A 15,602-nucleotide genomic window follows, 5' to 3' on the forward strand; every position below is an offset into this window, starting at 1 on the left:
CCCGTCAGGCGCGGCGCTCGGCGTAGTTCCTTTGCATCCACTCGCGGTAGCTGCCGCTCAGGACGTCAGCCACCCAATCGGGGTGGTCCAGGTACCACCTGACGGTCTTGCGGATGCCTGATGCGAAGGTCTCGCGAGGCCTCCAGCCCAGTTCGCGCTCGATCTTGCGGGCATCGATGGCATACCGTCGGTCGTGGCCCGGGCGGTCGGCCACGTGCGTGATGAGTCGCTCATGCGGCCCGTCAGGATCGGGACGCAGCTCGTCCAGCAAGGTGCAGACCGTCCTGACGATTTCTATGTTTGCCAGCTCGTTCCAGCCGCCGATGTTGTACGTCTCGCCGACTCGGCCACCCTCGAGCACCGCTCGGATCCCGCTGCAGTGGTCGCCGACATACAGCCAGTCGCGAACCTGCTGCCCGTCCCCGTACACCGGCAGCGGCTTGCCGGCGAGCGCGTTGACGATCATCAGCGGGATGAGCTTCTCAGGAAAGTGATAAGGCCCATAGTTGTTGGAACAGTTCGACGTCAGCACCGGCAGGCCATAGGTGTGGTGCCAGGCCCGCACGAGGTGGTCGCTGGCCGCCTTGCTCGCCGAGTAGGGGCTGTTGGGCTCGTAGGGATGCGTTTCGGTGAAGGCCGGCTCGCCCGGAGCCAGGCTGCCGTAGACCTCGTCGGTGCTGACGTGGTGGAAGCGGAAGCGCGAACGCTCCGGCTCGCTCAGCGCGCTCCAATAGCCGCGCGTGGCTTCCAGCAAGGCAAAGGTGCCCTGCACGTTGGTCCGGATGAACTCGGCCGGGCCGTGGATGCTGCGGTCGACGTGGCTCTCAGCCGCGAAGTGGACAATGGCGCGGGGCTGGTGCTCCGCCAGCAGGCGATCGACCAGCATGCGGTCGGCAATGTCGCCCTGCACGAAGACGTGCCGCTTGTCGCCGGCCAGCGCCTCCAGGTTGCGCAGATTGCCTGCGTAGGTGAGCGCGTCGAGGTTGACGACCCCTTCATCGCTTTCGGCCAGCCAATCCAGCACGAAATTGCTGCCTATGAAGCCGGCGCCGCCAGTGACGAAAATCATGGCCAGGTCCCTTGTTGAAAGCCTTGGTGACGGCTTTTCTCGAAATAGCCCGACCTTTGGCCGGAAATTGTCAAGTGTAGCTGCCCACCGCCGCGGCGATAATGGTGGTCGATGAGTTCCGACCCCCAGCTTGCCGCGGCTGATGCCGCCGTCAGCCCGCCTCCTGCCCGATTCGACACTTTGCCGCTGGACGCCAAGCTCCTGCGTGCCGTGGACGACCAGGGATACGCCACCATGACGCCCATCCAGGCCAAGGCGATTCCGATCGTCCTGGCCGGGCGCGATGTCATGGGAGCAGCACAGACGGGGACAGGCAAGACCGCGGCCTTCGCCATCCCGCTGCTGCAGAAGATGCTGCGGCACGAGAATTCGAGCGCCTCCCCCGCGCGCCACCCGGTGCGGGCTCTCGTTCTGGCCCCCACTCGCGAGCTGGCGGATCAGGTGGCGAACAGCGTCAAGGGCTACGCCAAGCATTCCAACCTGCGCGCCGCCGTGGTCTTCGGCGGCGTGGACATGAAGCCGCAGACGCTGGAGCTCAAGGCCGGCGTGGAGGTCCTGATCGCCACCCCGGGCCGTCTGCTCGACCACATCGAGGCGAAGAACGCGGTGCTGAACCAGGTCGAGTACGTGGTGCTCGACGAGGCCGACCGCATGCTGGACATCGGCTTCCTGCCCGACCTGCAACGCATCCTGAGCTACCTGCCGAAGCAGCGCCAGACCTTGCTGTTCTCCGCCACCTTCTCGCCCGAGATCAAGAAGCTCGCGTCCAGCTACCTGCAGGATCCCGTGCTGGTCGAGGTCGCTCGGCCCAATGCCACCGCCTCCACCGTCGAGCAGCGCTTCTACAGCGTGGCCGACGAGGACAAGCGGCACGCCGTCCTGCACCTGCTGCGCGAGCGCTCGATCTCGCAGTCCATCGTCTTCGTCAACTCGAAGCTGGGAGCGGCACGCCTGGCCCGCTCCTTCGAGCGTGACGGCATGCGCACCTCCGCTCTGCATGGCGACAAGTCGCAGGACGAGCGCCTGAAGTCACTGGCCGCCTTCAAGGCCGGCGAGGTCGATCTGCTGGTCGCCACCGACGTCGCGGCGCGGGGCCTGGACATCGCGGATCTGCCTGCGGTGTTCAACTTCGACGTGCCGTTCAATGCCGAGGACTACGTTCACCGCATCGGCCGCACTGGCCGGGCCGGCGCGTCGGGACTGGCGATCACGCTGGTCACGCGCAACGACACACGCCTGATAGGCGACATCGAGAAGCTGATCAAGAAGAAGATCGAACTCGATCCGCTCGAAATGGACGACGACCGGCCGCGGCGACGCCCGTCGGGCGAAGGCGAACGCGGCAGCCGGGGCGAAGTCCGCAGCGCCGGCCCGGCCGCTGCGTCGTTTGCCGCCCCTTCACGGCGCCCCGAGGCACGCCCGGCGTCGCGCGATCCCTTCTTCGACAAGCCGTACGAACCGGCGCCCACCGACGGCCCGGCCACCTGGGAGCGCAGCGCGCCCGCCGCCCCCGCGCCCAGCCGCTTGACGCCGAACATCCGTGCCAAGCGCAAGGTCGCAGCCCTGCTGGGCGGCGCCGTCAAGGCTTGATCGGGCCGCTGGCCACGCGCATCGCCCGCGCGACTGGTGTTTGGCGCCTGGCCTTCGCGGCCGCGCTGATCGGCATCCTCGTGATCGCCCTTTGGCCCAGCGGCCAGGGGGCCGACTGGTTTCCGCAGGCCGACAAGCTTCGACATGCCCTGGCCTTCATGGCCTTGTGGGCGATCGGCAGGCGGGCCGGGCTTCGTCCGTCCTGGGCGCTGGCTTTGGGTCTGGTCGCCTTCGGCATCGGCATCGAGGTGGCGCAATCCTTCACGCCGGACCGTGAACCATCGGCCGCAGACGTCCTGGCCGATACCCTGGGCATCGCTGCCGGACGCTGGCTCCTGGGCAGTCCCTGAGGCCTGGGACTGTCAGCCCGCCAGCCAGAGAAAGACAGCCGGCAGGTCCGCAGGCATGGGTGTGCGTGCCGACGCCTGAAGCTCGCGCTGCCAGGCCCCTACGGCCTGTGTCCGGCACCAGCCCCCCACGGACGTCAAGCCGCACGCCACTGACAGGCGGGTGCTCGGTTGCAGCACCTGGCACAGCGCCTGGAGCAGCGATTCATTGCGGTAGGGGGTCTCGATGACCAGCTGCGTCTGCCCCTCTCGCCGCGAGCGTTGCTCGAGCTCACGCACCCTGTGCGTCCGTTCGGCGGCCTGCTGGGGCAGGTAGCCTTCGAAGGCGAAGCGCTGCCCGTTCAGGCCGCTCGCGGCCAGCGCCAGGGTCAGCGAACTGGTCCCTGCCAGGGGCTCGACGACCACGCCCAGGCGGTGCGCCGCCGCCACCAGGGCCGCGCCGGGGTCGGCCACCGCGGGGAGCCCGGCGTCCGAAAGCAGCCCGATCGCCTCGCTGCCCAGGGCGGGCGCCAACAAGGCTTTCCATTCGGCTTCCTCGACGCTGTCGCCGCTGCCCTTGCGCAGGCGGGGGAGCTCGCGGATGTCGAGCGACTGCAGCGGCGTGACCAGGGGTTGCACCACGTCGACCCGCTTGAGGAAGGCGCGTGCCGTCTTGGCGTTCTCCACCACCCAGTGGCGGAGTTCCGCCGCTCTGCGCACGGCTTGGGCAGTGAGCACCGTGTCCAGCGGCTCCGGCGTGGCGCCCAGGTCGAGGGTGTTGGGAACGAGGACCAGGCGACCCGGACGCGACTTTTCCGGCGTCATGCCTGGCTGCCCGCCCCGCGCAACGGATCCAGGCCGGCTTGGCGCAAGAGCTCGGACGTGCGGATCAGCGGCAGGCCCACGAGTGCGGTCGGGTCGTCCGATTCGATGGCGCGAAGCAAGGCGATGCCCAGCGTCTCGCATTTCGCGCTGCCCGCGCAGTCGTAGGGCTGCTCGAGTCGCAGGTAGTGCTGGATCTCGTCGTCGTCGAGCTGACGGAAGCGAACGCGCACGGGCACCAGGGCGGATTGCTCGAAGCCGGTGGACGGGCGAACGACCGCCACGGCCGTCTGGAAGACGATCTCGCGGCCGCTCATGCGCCGCAACTGCTGAACCGCCCGATCGTGGCCGCCCGGTTTTCCGATCGGCTCGCCGTCGACATCCGCCACCTGGTCGGAGCCTATGACTATGACGTCGCCAGGGCAGCGAGCCGCCACGTCCCGCGCCTTGGCCAGGGCCAGGCGTTGAGCCAGGGCGGACGGAGCTTCCTGGGCCGCGGGCGTTTCGTCCACCTGCGGTGCCATCACCTCAAAGGCCATCCTCAGGCGATCGAGCAGCTCACGCCGATAGCGCGAAGTCGAGCCGAGGATGAGGCGCGGCGCTGCTGCTGCAGGCAGGGAGTCGATCATCGACCCATTGTCCCATCGCGTCCGGAGCCTCGCCGTACACTGGCCCGATGAACGCTCGCCCCATCGACCCGCGCCGCCTCGAGCTCGGTGCCTTTGCCACAGCCGCAGGCGACCTCACCGGCGAAATCCCCCTCGGTGCGCTGGGGCGCCTGGCCGATCTCGTGCTGGATGTCGAGCCGGCTGGCTCAACAGTCCACTGGCAGGCCGAAGGAAGGTTGCGCCCGGTCACCGGCGGCGAGCCGGAGATCTGGCTGCATCTCACCTCCCAGGCCTGCGTCAGCCTGCGCTGCCAGCGCTGCCTGCAACCGATGGTCGAGCCGCTCGATATCGACCGCTGGATCCGCTTCGTGCGCGATGGCGCTGAAGCCGAGGCGCTGGACGCGGAGCTCGAAGACGACGTGCTGGAGCTCCCGCGCCACCTCGATCTGCACGAGCTGATCGAGGATGAACTGCTGCTGGCCCTTCCGCTGGTGCCGCGGCACGAAGTCTGTCCCCAGCCCCTGCCGCAGAGTTCGCAGCCGGATGCGGCCGCGCCAGAACGGCCGAATCCGTTCGCAGCCCTGGAGCGGCTGAAGAAGAAGCCCGGCGCGTAGCGGCGAGCCTCGCCCCGCGCTTGGAGGGGTGTCCTCGCAGTGCTATACTCGCCGGCTTTTCCCAATTCCTTACCCTGTGCGCGCCATGTGTGCGTCGTGCAGGCTTTCGCTGCACCGGCCGAACCGGTGCCCCCAGCATCGGAGTTCTCCATGGCCGTCCAGCAAAACAAGAAGTCGCCTTCCAAGCGCGGCATGCACCGTTCGCACAATGCGCTGACCCAGCCGGGCACGGCGGTCGAGTCCACCACCGGCGAAGTGCACCTGCGCCATCACATCAGCCCGACGGGCTTCTATCGTGGCCGCAAGGTGCTGAAGACCAAGGCTGACGCCTGACCAAGGCCGTCGCCCGACATCTGCCGCTGTGGACGGGTCGGCGCGAGCCTGCCCCCTCGCGAATCCGGGCGAATCGAACACAATGCCGCAGCCTTGACTGCGGCATTTGCCATTCCAGAACGTGTCGCACGCACTTCCTCTAACGCCCCTGGAGCGGGTCCGCGTCGCCGTCGACTGCATGGGCGGCGACCATGGGCCGTCGGTCACGCTGCCTGCCTGCAAGGATTTCCTGGCCAGTCATCCGCATGCCGAACTCCTGCTGGTCGGCACGGCCGATGCCCTGAAGCCCGCGGCCAACTGGCCTAGGTGCACGCTGGTGCCCGCCACCGAGATCGTCGCCATGGACGATCCGCTCGAGGTGGCGCTGCGGCGCAAGAAGGACTCGTCGATGCGGGTCGCGGTGAATCAGCTCAAGGCCGACGCCGAGGGCCGCACGCGCGCCGACGTGGCGATCTCGGCAGGGAACACCGGCGCCTTGATGGCCATCTCGCGCTACGTGCTGAAGACGGTGGAAGGCATCGACCGGCCTGCCATCGCGTCCGTGATCCCCAACGAGCGGCCCGGCTTCACGACCATGCTCGACCTGGGGGCCAATGTCGACTGCACGGCTGAACATCTCCTGCAGTTCGCGGTGATGGGCAGCGCGCTGGTCTCTGCCGTCGAAGGCAACCCGGAGCCCACCGTGGGCCTGCTGAACATAGGCGCAGAGGCCATCAAGGGCAGCGACACCATCAAGCGGGCCGGCGAACTGCTGCGCGCGGCCGCCGCCGCGGGTCAGCTGAACTACCACGGCAACGTGGAAGGCAACGACATCTTCAACGGCACCGTCGACATCGTCGTGTGCGATGGCTTCGTCGGCAATGTCGCGCTCAAGACGAGCGAGGGCCTCGCCCACATGCTGACCGGCTTCCTGCGAGCCGAATTCAAGCGCCACTGGATGGCCAAGCTCGCCGCCGTGGTCGCCTTGCCCGTGCTGAAGCACTTCCGCGCCCGCTTCGACCCCCGTGGCTACAACGGCGCGGCGCTGCTGGGCCTGCAAGGACTGGTCTTCAAGAGCCATGGTTCGGCCGATGCCTTCTCGTTCGGCCGTGCCCTGGTGCGGGCTTATGATGCGGCCCGCTATCGCCTGCCCGAACAGGTGCACGAGCGCATCGTCGAGACCTTGCAGGCCGCCTCCGCGCCGCCCGCCGACGAGCCAGTGCGCCCCGCCGCATGAACTCCCAGCCCGACCGAACCCCATCCCAACGCCATTCACGCATCACCGGTACCGGCAGCATGCTGCCCCACCGGCGGGTGAGCAACCATGAGCTGGCGGCCCAGCTGGCGGAGCGCGGACTGGAGACCTCGGACGAATGGATCGTCGAGCGCACGGGCATTCGCGCTCGCCGCTTCGCCGATCCGGGTGTGAACGCGAGCGACCTGGGTGTCGGCGCGGCCCGACACGCGCTGGAGGCCGCCGGCCGGTCGCCGGAGGACGTCGACCTGATCATCGTCGCGACCTCCACGCCCGACATGGTGTTCCCGTCGACCGCGACCATCATCCAGCGCAAGCTGGGCATCCAGGGCTGTCCGGCCTTCGACTTGCAGGCGGTCTGCTCCGGCTTCGTCTATGGCCTGTCGGTGGCTGACGCGATGATTCGCTCGGGCTCCGTCAGCTGCGCGCTGGTGATCGGCTCCGAAGTCTTCTCGCGCATCCTGGATTTCAACGATCGCACGACTTGCGTGCTGTTCGGCGACGGCGCCGGCGCCGTGGTGCTGGAAGCGTCCGCCACTGCGGGCATCCTCTCCACCCGCCTGCATGCCGATGGCCAGCACACGGAGATCCTGTGCACCCCCGGCACCGTCTCGGGCGGGCAGGTGCTGGGCGACCCGCTGCTGAAGATGGATGGGCAGGCGGTCTTCAAGCTGGCCGTCAGGGTGCTGGACGAGGTGGCGCGCGAAGTGCTCGAGGATGCCGGCCGCACGCCCGCCGACATCGACTGGCTGATCCCGCACCAGGCCAACATCCGCATCATGCAAGGCACGGCGAAGAAGCTGAAGCTGCCGCCGGACCGCGTGGTCGTGACCGTCGACGAGCACGGCAATACCTCGGCCGCCTCGATCCCTCTGGCGCTGGATCACGCCGTGCGCAGCGGGCAGGTCCGCCACGGTGAAACGCTGTTGCTCGAAGGGGTCGGCGGCGGCTTCACCTGGGGTGCGGTGCTGCTCGACTTCTGACGCGGCCCGCATCGCGGCTGCGCCGATTCGCTTCTCGATGAAGGTGATGTCCTCATGACTTCGTTTGCATTCGTCTTTCCCGGCCAGGGCTCGCAGGCCGTGGCCATGCTGGACGCCTGGGGCGATCACCCGGCCGTGAGCCAGACCCTGGCCGAAGCCAGCGCAGCCTTGGGCGAAGACCTGGGCGCGCTGATTCACGCGGGGCCGAAGGAAGAGCTGGACCTCACCACCAACACCCAGCCCGTCATGCTGACGGCCGGCATCGCCTGCTACCGCGCCTGGCTCGCCGAGGGCGGGGCCGCGCCCGCTGCCGTGGCGGGCCACTCCCTGGGCGAGTACACCGCGCTGGTGGCGGCCGGGTCGCTCACGCTGGCCGACGCGCTGCCGCTGGTGCGCCTGCGCGCGCGGGCCATGCAGGAGGCGGTGCCGGTCGGGCAGGGCGCGATGGCGGCCATCCTCGGGTTGGACGCCGATGCGGTGCGCGCCGGCTGTGCCGAAGCCGCTGCTGCCAGCGGCGAGGTGGTCGAAGCGGTCAACTTCAACGATCCGAAGCAGACCGTGATCGCCGGGAGCAAGGCCGGCGTGGAGAAGGGTTGCGAGGTGCTGAAGGCCAAGGGCGCCAAGCGTGCGCTGCCGCTGCCGGTCTCGGCGCCGTTCCATTCGAGCTTGATGAAGCCGGCCGCCGAGCGCCTGAAGGCGCGGCTGGCCGAAGTGACGGTTTTGCCGCCGCAGATCGCGGTGGTGAACAACGTCGACGTCGCGGCGGTCGCCGATCCGGCGTCGATCCGCGATGCGCTGTACCGCCAGGCCTTCGGCCCGGTGCGCTGGGTCGAGGTCGTGCAGGCACTTCGCGCGCGTGGGCTGACGCACGTGATCGAGTGCGGGCCCGGCAAGGTGCTGGCCGGCACGGTGAAGCGCATCGATGCAGAGGCCGTCACCGCGACATTGTTCGACCCGGCCTCGCTGGCCGAAGTGAAGGGATTGCTGGCATGAGCGCCACCGCCATTCAAGGGCAGGTTGCCCTGGTCACCGGAGCCTCCCGCGGCATCGGCCGTGCGATCGCACTGGAACTCGCCTCGCGAGGCATGAAGGTCGTCGGCACCGCCACGAGCGAGGCAGGCGCCGCCGCGATCGGCGAGTCGCTCGCCGCTCACGCGGGTTGCAAGGGCGTGAGCCTGAACGTCAACGACGCAGCCGGCATCGATGCGCTGGTCGACGCGATCATCAAGGAGCACGGTGCGCTGCACGTGCTCGTCAACAACGCCGGCATCACCCGCGACACGCTGGCGATGAGGATGAAGGACGAAGACTGGGATGCGGTCCTGGACACCAACCTGAAGGCGGTGTTCCGGATGTCCCGCGCCGTCATGCGCCCCATGATGAAGCAGCGCTACGGGCGCATCGTGAACATCACCTCGGTGGTGGGCGCCTCGGGCAACCCCGGACAAGCCAACTATGCAGCGGCCAAGGCTGGCGTGGCAGGCATGACCCGTGCTTTGGCTCGTGAGCTGGGCAGCCGATCGATCACGGTGAACTGTGTCGCGCCCGGCTTCATCGCCACCGACATGACCGACGCCCTGCCAGAAGCCCAGAAGACCGCGCTGCTGCAGCAGATCCCGCTGCAGCGCCTGGGCCAGCCGGCCGAGATTGCCCATGCGGTCGCCTTCCTCGCCTCGCCTGAGGCAGGCTATGTCACCGGCACCGAACTGCACGTCAACGGCGGCATGTTCATGGCCTGATTTCCCCCGCCGGCGCTGGAAACCTGCCAGCGTAGAATCCGGCCCGTTTTACGCAACCTCCTGGAGGAGTCATGAGCGATATCGAAGCACGCGTCAAGAAGATCATTGCCGAGCAACTGGGTGTCCCGGAAGCCGATGTCAGCAACGAGAAGGCCTTCGTGGCCGACCTCGGCGCCGATTCACTGGACACCGTCGAGCTGGTGATGGCCCTCGAAGACGAGTTCAGCATCGAGATCCCCGACGAAGAGGCCGAGAAGATCACCACCGTCCAGCTGGCGATCGACTACGCCAAGGCCCACGCCAAGGCCTGAGAGCCTTCCACAGCGCCCCCATCGCATGACCCGTCGACGCGTCGTCATCACCGGCCTGGGGCTCATCAGCCCGGTCGGCAACACCGTTTCAGAAGGCTGGGCCAACCTGCTGGCCGGCAAGTCAGGCATTGCGCCGATCACGCGCTTCGATGCCTCTGGCATCAGTTGCCAGTTCGCCGGCGAGGTCAAGGACTTCCAGCTCGAGGAGTACATCCCGGGCAAGGAAGCCAAGCACATGGACAGCTTCATCCATTTCGGGATGGCGGCGGGCATCCAGGCAGTGCGTGACGCGGGCTTGCCGACCAACGATCAACTGACCGAGGAGACGGCCGAGCGCATCGGCTGCATGATCGGCTCCGGGATCGGCGGTCTTCCGGAAATCGAATCCACTGCGAAGCTGACCTTCGAAAGGGGTCCGCGGCGCATCTCGCCGTTCTTCGTGCCCGCCTCGATCATCAACATGATCTCGGGCCACCTCGCCATCCGATACGGCTTCACCGGCCCCAACCTCGCCGTGGTGACCGCCTGCACGACGGGCCTGCACTGCATCGGCCAGTCAGCGCGGATGATCCAGTGCGGTGATGCGGATGTGATGGTGGCCGGTGGCGCCGAGGCCACGGTGTCACTGCTGGGCGTGGGCGGCTTTGCCGCGGCGCGCGCCCTGTCGACGCGTAACGACGACCCCGCCACGGCCTCCCGCCCCTGGGACAAGGACCGCGACGGTTTCGTGCTCGGTGAAGGGGCCGGCGTCATGGTGCTCGAGGAGTACGAGCACGCGAAGAAGCGCGGCGCGAAGATCTACGCTGAGCTCCTGGGCTTCGGCATGGGGGGCGATGCCTTCCACATGACGGCACCGAACGTGGATGGTCCGAAGCGGTCGATGAAGGCGGCATTGCGCGACGCCGGCATCAACGCGGACCAGGTGCAGTACCTCAATGCCCACGGCACTTCGACGCCGTTGGGCGACCTGAACGAGACCAACGCCATCAAGCTGGCTTTCGGCGACCATGCGAAGAAGCTGGTCGTGAACTCGACCAAGTCGATGACCGGCCACCTGCTGGGTGGTGCCGGCGGCATCGAATCGGTGTTCACCGTGCTCGCGATTCGCGACCAGGTCTCGCCTCCCACGATCAACATCTTCAACCAGGATCCCGAGTGCGACCTGGACTACTGCGCCAACAGCGCGCGCCAGATGAAGATCGACATCGCGGCCAAGAACAACTTCGGTTTCGGCGGCACCAACGGGACGCTGGTGTTCGGCCGCATCTGAAGCCACGCACGGCACGGTCCCGCGTCGCATGCGCGCCGCGCCCCCGGTCGACTATCCCGTCTCACGGCACGGCCTGTGGGATCTGGCCGCGAGCATCCTGGCTGGCGTTGCCATGGCCGTGCCGATGGCGTGGCTGCACTGGCGGCTCGAGGCCGCGCGGATGATCGGCGTTTCGGGACACTGGACCCTGCTGGCGAGTGCACTCGCGCTGGCTGCCCTGGCCTGCGTTGTCGTCTGGCGCCGTCAGGGTCGTGCCGGCAACCGAAGCCTGCGCTGGGACGGTACTACGTGGTATGAGGTGGACTTCTCCGGCCGTGCCATCGAGCTGGACAGCCCGTCGGTTCCCATTGACCTGGGTGGATCTGCGCTGTTGCGAGTTCGCCCGCGCGGCAGTCGGGGTTTCAGCTGGCTGCCGCTCGAGCGCCGATCTGCGCCGTTGCGCTGGCATGCCTTGCGGGTTGTCCTGAAGCGCGCAAGTGCCCCAGCGGCGCCCGCGGCCGCCCTGGCGGCGGATGAGGGGCCGCGATGACGCCCGGTCCGGATGTCGATGCCGCCCTGGTCGAACGGGTGAAGCAAGGCGACGTTCGCGCCTTCGAGATGCTGGTGGTCAAGTACCAGCGGCGGATCGAGCGCCTGATCGGCCGCATGGTGAGGGATGTGGACCTGGTGGCGGACATCGCCCAGGAGTCCTTCATCCGGGCGTATCGCGCGCTGCCCCAGTTTCGGGGCGACAGCGCGTTCTACACCTGGCTGTATCGAATCGCCGTGAATACCGCGAAGAAGGCGCTAGTCGATCTCAAGCGGGATCCGTTGGTCACGGAAGCGGCCATGGCAAGCACCGACGACGACGACGAAACTTCGCGCCGGGGTTTGGAACCAAGCGACATGGCGACGCCCGAAGCCTTGCTGGCCAGCAAGGAGATCGCGTCGACCGTCAACGCGGCGATCGAGGCCCTGTCGGAGGATCTGCGGCAGGCGATCACGCTGCGCGAGATCGAAGGCCTCAGCTATGAAGAGATTGCGGACGTGATGAATTGCCCGATCGGTACCGTCCGCTCGCGGATCTTTCGAGCACGCGAGGCGATCGCACAACGCCTTCGGCCCCTGCTGGACACGCGCGACGGCGAGCGCTGGTGAATCGACGCCACAATCCGCCGACCTGGAGCTGCATCCATGACTCAACCTGTTGACGATCCGAACGACCGCCGCTGGCTGCAGCTGTCGGCCTTGTGCGACGGCGAGGCTGATGATGCCGAAGCGCAGGCGAGCTTCGACGCCTGGCGTGACGAGCCAGCGGTGCGCGAACGCTGGCATGCCTATCAATGGATCGGCGACGCGATGCGCTCGGATGACCTGGCAAGTGATGCCGGGCACGACCAGACCTTTCTGCTGGCCCTGCGAGCCCGGCTGGCCCAGGAGCCCGTGGTGCTGGCGCCGGTGCGCCAGCAGCCGGCTGCACCGGCCGCAGGCGTGGCCCTCGCCACGGCGGCTGTCGGCGGCACCAGGCGCCTGCGATGGGGCATGCCCGCGGCCATGGCGGCGGGTGTGATGGTGAGCGGCGTCCTGGTGATGAGCAGCCTGACGAATCCGCGCGAGGCCGAAGTGGTGACCCTTCCGCTGGCCGCTGCCGGCCCGCAACCGATCGCGGCGTCCGCCGTCGGCGGCGGTCCCGCCGGTACGGTGGAAATGGGCACCATGGTGCGCGACCCTGAACTGGACCGCTACCTGAATGCGCACCGCCAGTTCGTCGGCAGCACCAGTCTGGCAGTGCCCGGCGGCGTGCGGCAGGTGGCCGTCATCCAGGACGGCCGTTGATCCAGCGCGAGTCCCGGAGCATGCATTTGCCGGCCGTCGTCCGCCGGCCCGCGAGGGCGTACCGGGTCAGCTGGGCCCGCAGGGCCTCCCTGGCCGGATTCGCGGCGGTGTGCTTGTGGCCGCAATGGGGTTGGGCCCAATCCGCCTCCGCACCCGATGGCAACGGCACGCGCCCGCTTGATGGCCGCGCGTGGCTGTTGCGCGTCCATGAGGCCGCCAAGCAGCGCAACTACGAAGGCACGCTGGTGTCCAGCGATGCCGGCAGCGTGACCGTGTGGCGCGTGGCGCACTACTTCGACGCCGACCAGCAGTACGAGCGGGTCGACATGCTGAGCGGCGAAGCGATGACCGTGCTTCGGCACAACGACGTGGTGCACAAGATCTGGCCGCAGGCCCGGCAGGCGGAGGTCGAACAACGCGACGTGCGTACCGGTTTCCTGGCGCTGCCGTCCGCGGTCGAGCAGCGCATCACCGAGTCGTACGAGTTGCAGACCCTTGGCGTGGGCCGCGTGGCCGGCTTTGAGGCCGAGGTGGTGCTGCTGAAGGCGCGCGATGCCTTGCGCTTCAGCCAGCGCCTGTGGGCAGAGCGCCAGACGGGCCTGCTGCTGCGGGCGGACATCCTCGCACCCAACGGGCAGGTGCTGGACTGGTCCACGTTCTCGGAAGTCGCGATCGGAGTCAAGGCGCGCCCGGCCCTCGTGACTGAACGCGTGCGCCACCTCGAGGGCTATCGGGTGCGCCGACCTGCGTACCTTCCCACCAGCCTCGACAACGAGGGCTGGCAACTCGGTGCCCTGCCATCGGGGTTCAAGCCGGTGCAGTGCGCCAAGCGTTCGCTGGACCCGGGCGGCGGGGCGTCGGAACCGGTGGTCCTGCAGGCCATCTATTCGGACGGCCTGACGCATGTATCGCTGTTCGTCGAACCTTTTGACGCGAAGCGGCACCAAGCCGAGTTCGTGGGTGCGATCGGTGCCACGCACACCCTGCGGACCCGCCGCGACGATCAGTGGGTCACCGTGATGGGTGACGTGCCTACAGAGACCCTGCGGAAGTTCGTCAGTGCCCTGGAACGCAAGCGCTAGGGCCTGTTGAAGTCAACCCGGCGGTGAGGGCCGCCGTCCAGGTCAATCCTGTTCCTCAAGGAGAACTCATGCATTCCCAAGCCATCACGATGGCCAGCCGCCGCAAGACGCGTGGCCTGATGGCCGCCGCGGCGCTGTCGCTGGCGGCGGCTTTCGCAGCTGTGCAGCCCGTCCCCGCTGCAGCCCAGGCGCGAGCGCTTCCGGACTTCAGTGACCTCGCCGAGCAGGCGGGCCCGTCGGTGGTCAACATCCGCACGACCGAGAAGGCCAAGAACATGGGCCGCGGCGGCGCGCAGGTCGACCCGGGCCTGGAGGAGTTCTTCCGTCGCTTCGGGATCCCGATGCCCAACAACCGCAGTCCGCGCGGCGGCGGCAACGACGATGACGATGATGTGCCGACGAGGCGGGGCGTCGGCTCGGGCTTCATCCTGAGCACGGATGGCTACGTGATGACCAATGCCCACGTGGTCGACGGCGCCGACGAGTTGATCGTCACGCTGACCGACAAGCGCGAGTTCAAGGCCAAGGTCATCGGGGCGGACGCTCGCACCGACGTGGCAGTGGTGAAGATCGAAGCGACCGGCCTGCCGGCCGTGAAGATCGGCGACGTCGGCAAGCTCAGGGTCGGCGAGTGGGTGATGGCCATCGGCTCTCCCTTCGGCCTGGAGAACACGGTGACGGCCGGCATCGTCAGCGCCAAGCAGCGGGACACCGGAGACTTCCTGCCGTTCATCCAGACCGATGTCGCGATCAATCCCGGCAACTCCGGGGGGCCGCTGATCAACCTGCGCGGCGAGGTCATTGGCATCAACTCACAGATCTACAGCCCTTCGGGCGGCTACGCCGGCATCTCCTTCGCCATTCCGATCGACGAGGCCATCCGCGTGTCCGATCAACTGCGCGCCAGCGGCCGGGTCATTCGTGGCCGCATCGGCGTGCGGATCGCACCGGTGACCAAGGAGGTGGCCGAGTCCATCGGCCTGGGCAAGCCGGTGGGCGCGCTCGTGCAAGGGATAGAAGCCGGCACGCCCGCCGAAAAGGCCGGCATCGAGGCCGGCGACATCATCGTCAAGGTCGACGGACACACGGTCGAGAAGTCGGGTGACCTGGCGCGCATGATCGGCGCCACCAAGCCCGGCAGCAAGGTCACGCTGCAGATCTTCCGGCCGACGATCAAGAGCTACAAGGACGTCACGGCGACCGTCGCCGAGCTCGATGCCGACAAGCAGGCTGCAGGGACTCCGGGCAGCCCGCCTTCGTCGTCCGCGGGCAAGGCCCAGCTGGGCCTGGTGGTGAGCGACCTGACCGATGCGCAGCGCAAGGAGCTGAAGGTGCGTGGCGGCGTGCGTGTCGACAGCGTCGAGGGGGCGGCGGCCCGCGCGGGGCTGCGCGAAGGCGACGTGGTCCTGTCGATAGACAACGTCGAGGTGGCCGACACGAAGCAGTTCGGTACCGTCGTCGGCAAGCTGGACAAGAGCAAGGCCGTCACCTTGCTGGTCCGCCGCGGCGAATGGGTCAACTACGTGGTGATCCGGCCGAACCGCTGACCCCGCCGTCCCACCGCTTCATGGACCCGCCTGCCCGACTGGGCTGGCGGGTCTTTTCACGAAGTGGGAGCGAGGCGATGGCCATCGCTGGGCATGCAATTTGCTGAAAATGCCCTTCGATCTGATGCAATGTTGGTGAGTGCCAGCAAACTTACCTGCCGACAGCCCGATTGCAGCGACGTACGCATACAATGGACGCCACTGCAGCACGGTTTAGTGAGCGCTTTGACGTGTTGCGGGCGCCTTCAGGATGTCCCCA

18 protein-coding genes are annotated in these 15,602 nt (G+C 67.9%); 15 read left to right on the forward strand and 3 right to left on the reverse strand.

Going from position 1 to position 15,602, the window contains the following annotated elements; all coding sequences use genetic code 11:
• Nucleotides 1–4: 4 nt before the first annotated feature.
• Nucleotides 5–1,069 carry a dTDP-glucose 4,6-dehydratase gene (gene rfbB / locus ACS5PM_RS16690; RefSeq protein ID WP_439388786.1) on the reverse strand — a complete coding sequence of 355 codons (1,065 nt, stop codon included), beginning with the start codon at nt 1,067–1,069 and terminating at the stop codon, nt 5–7.
• A 111-nt stretch (nt 1,070–1,180) separates the two neighbouring features.
• Between rfbB and ACS5PM_RS16695 the strand changes: the two genes are divergently transcribed.
• Both ACS5PM_RS16695 and ACS5PM_RS16700 read left to right on the forward strand, forming a co-directional pair.
• Entirely contained in the window at nt 1,181–2,659 is a 1,479-nt protein-coding gene (locus ACS5PM_RS16695; RefSeq protein ID WP_439388787.1) for a DEAD/DEAH box helicase, read from the forward strand.
• Entirely contained in the window at nt 2,656–3,009 is a 354-nt protein-coding gene (locus ACS5PM_RS16700; protein WP_439388788.1) for a VanZ family protein, read from the forward strand. The genes ACS5PM_RS16695 and ACS5PM_RS16700 overlap by 4 nt, the downstream gene beginning before the upstream one ends.
• 12 nt (nt 3,010–3,021) lie before the next feature.
• On the opposite strand, the gene ACS5PM_RS16705 is transcribed toward ACS5PM_RS16700, so the two are convergent.
• Nucleotides 3,022–3,810: an SAM-dependent methyltransferase gene (locus ACS5PM_RS16705; RefSeq protein ID WP_439388789.1), complete on the reverse strand. Its 789-nt coding sequence runs from the start codon at nt 3,808–3,810 to the stop codon at nt 3,022–3,024.
• Complete coding sequence (locus tag ACS5PM_RS16710; RefSeq protein WP_439388790.1) at nt 3,807–4,436, reverse strand: Maf family nucleotide pyrophosphatase; 630 nt, start codon at nt 4,434–4,436, stop codon at nt 3,807–3,809. Before ACS5PM_RS16710 ends, ACS5PM_RS16705 begins: the two co-directional genes overlap by 4 nt.
• A 47-nt stretch (nt 4,437–4,483) precedes the next feature.
• Between ACS5PM_RS16710 and ACS5PM_RS16715 the strand changes: the two genes are divergently transcribed.
• From ACS5PM_RS16715 to ACS5PM_RS16775, 13 genes are all read left to right on the forward strand, one after another.
• Nucleotides 4,484–5,029 carry a YceD family protein gene (locus tag ACS5PM_RS16715; protein WP_439388791.1) on the forward strand — a complete coding sequence of 182 codons (546 nt, stop codon included), beginning with the start codon at nt 4,484–4,486 and terminating at the stop codon, nt 5,027–5,029.
• 150 nt (nt 5,030–5,179) lie between these two features.
• Nucleotides 5,180–5,362: a 50S ribosomal protein L32 gene (gene rpmF / locus ACS5PM_RS16720; protein ID WP_439388792.1), complete on the forward strand. Its 183-nt coding sequence runs from the start codon at nt 5,180–5,182 to the stop codon at nt 5,360–5,362.
• Nucleotides 5,363–5,468: 106 nt separating this feature from the next.
• Nucleotides 5,469–6,578 (forward strand): phosphate acyltransferase PlsX, encoded by a 1,110-nt coding sequence (gene plsX, locus ACS5PM_RS16725; RefSeq protein ID WP_439388793.1) that lies wholly within the window; start codon nt 5,469–5,471, stop codon nt 6,576–6,578.
• Nucleotides 6,575–7,579, forward strand: coding sequence for a beta-ketoacyl-ACP synthase III (locus ACS5PM_RS16730; protein ID WP_439388794.1), 1,005 nt, complete (start codon nt 6,575–6,577; stop codon nt 7,577–7,579). Before plsX ends, ACS5PM_RS16730 begins: the two co-directional genes overlap by 4 nt.
• Nucleotides 7,580–7,633: 54 nt before the next feature.
• On the forward strand, nt 7,634–8,572 hold the full coding sequence (gene fabD / locus ACS5PM_RS16735) for an ACP S-malonyltransferase (RefSeq protein ID WP_439388795.1): 939 nt from the start codon (nt 7,634–7,636) through the stop codon (nt 8,570–8,572).
• Nucleotides 8,569–9,318 carry a 3-oxoacyl-ACP reductase FabG gene (gene fabG / locus ACS5PM_RS16740; protein ID WP_439388796.1) on the forward strand — a complete coding sequence of 250 codons (750 nt, stop codon included), beginning with the start codon at nt 8,569–8,571 and terminating at the stop codon, nt 9,316–9,318. Before fabD ends, fabG begins: the two co-directional genes overlap by 4 nt.
• Nucleotides 9,319–9,389: 71 nt before the next feature.
• On the forward strand, nt 9,390–9,629 hold the full coding sequence (gene acpP / locus ACS5PM_RS16745; protein WP_324153546.1) for an acyl carrier protein: 240 nt from the start codon (nt 9,390–9,392) through the stop codon (nt 9,627–9,629).
• A gap of 25 nt (nt 9,630–9,654) precedes the next feature.
• On the forward strand, nt 9,655–10,899 hold the full coding sequence (gene fabF, locus ACS5PM_RS16750) for a beta-ketoacyl-ACP synthase II (RefSeq protein ID WP_439388797.1): 1,245 nt from the start codon (nt 9,655–9,657) through the stop codon (nt 10,897–10,899).
• A gap of 28 nt (nt 10,900–10,927) precedes the next feature.
• Entirely contained in the window at nt 10,928–11,428 is a 501-nt protein-coding gene (locus ACS5PM_RS16755; RefSeq protein WP_439388798.1) for a hypothetical protein, read from the forward strand.
• Nucleotides 11,425–12,036 carry an RNA polymerase sigma factor RpoE gene (rpoE, locus tag ACS5PM_RS16760; protein ID WP_439388799.1) on the forward strand — a complete coding sequence of 204 codons (612 nt, stop codon included), beginning with the start codon at nt 11,425–11,427 and terminating at the stop codon, nt 12,034–12,036. Before ACS5PM_RS16755 ends, rpoE begins: the two co-directional genes overlap by 4 nt.
• Before the next feature lie 36 nt (nt 12,037–12,072).
• Nucleotides 12,073–12,714: a sigma-E factor negative regulatory protein gene (locus ACS5PM_RS16765; RefSeq protein WP_439388800.1), complete on the forward strand. Its 642-nt coding sequence runs from the start codon at nt 12,073–12,075 to the stop codon at nt 12,712–12,714.
• A gap of 20 nt (nt 12,715–12,734) precedes the next feature.
• Nucleotides 12,735–13,796 (forward strand): MucB/RseB C-terminal domain-containing protein, encoded by a 1,062-nt coding sequence (locus tag ACS5PM_RS16770; RefSeq protein WP_439388801.1) that lies wholly within the window; start codon nt 12,735–12,737, stop codon nt 13,794–13,796.
• Between the two features lie 68 nt (nt 13,797–13,864).
• Entirely contained in the window at nt 13,865–15,343 is a 1,479-nt protein-coding gene (locus ACS5PM_RS16775; RefSeq protein WP_439388802.1) for a DegQ family serine endoprotease, read from the forward strand.
• The last annotated feature ends 259 nt before the right edge of the window (nt 15,344–15,602 follow it).

The organism is Ideonella flava, from assembly GCF_051857595.1.
In the GTDB taxonomy this organism is placed as follows: Bacteria; Pseudomonadota; Gammaproteobacteria; order Burkholderiales; family Burkholderiaceae_C; genus Ideonella.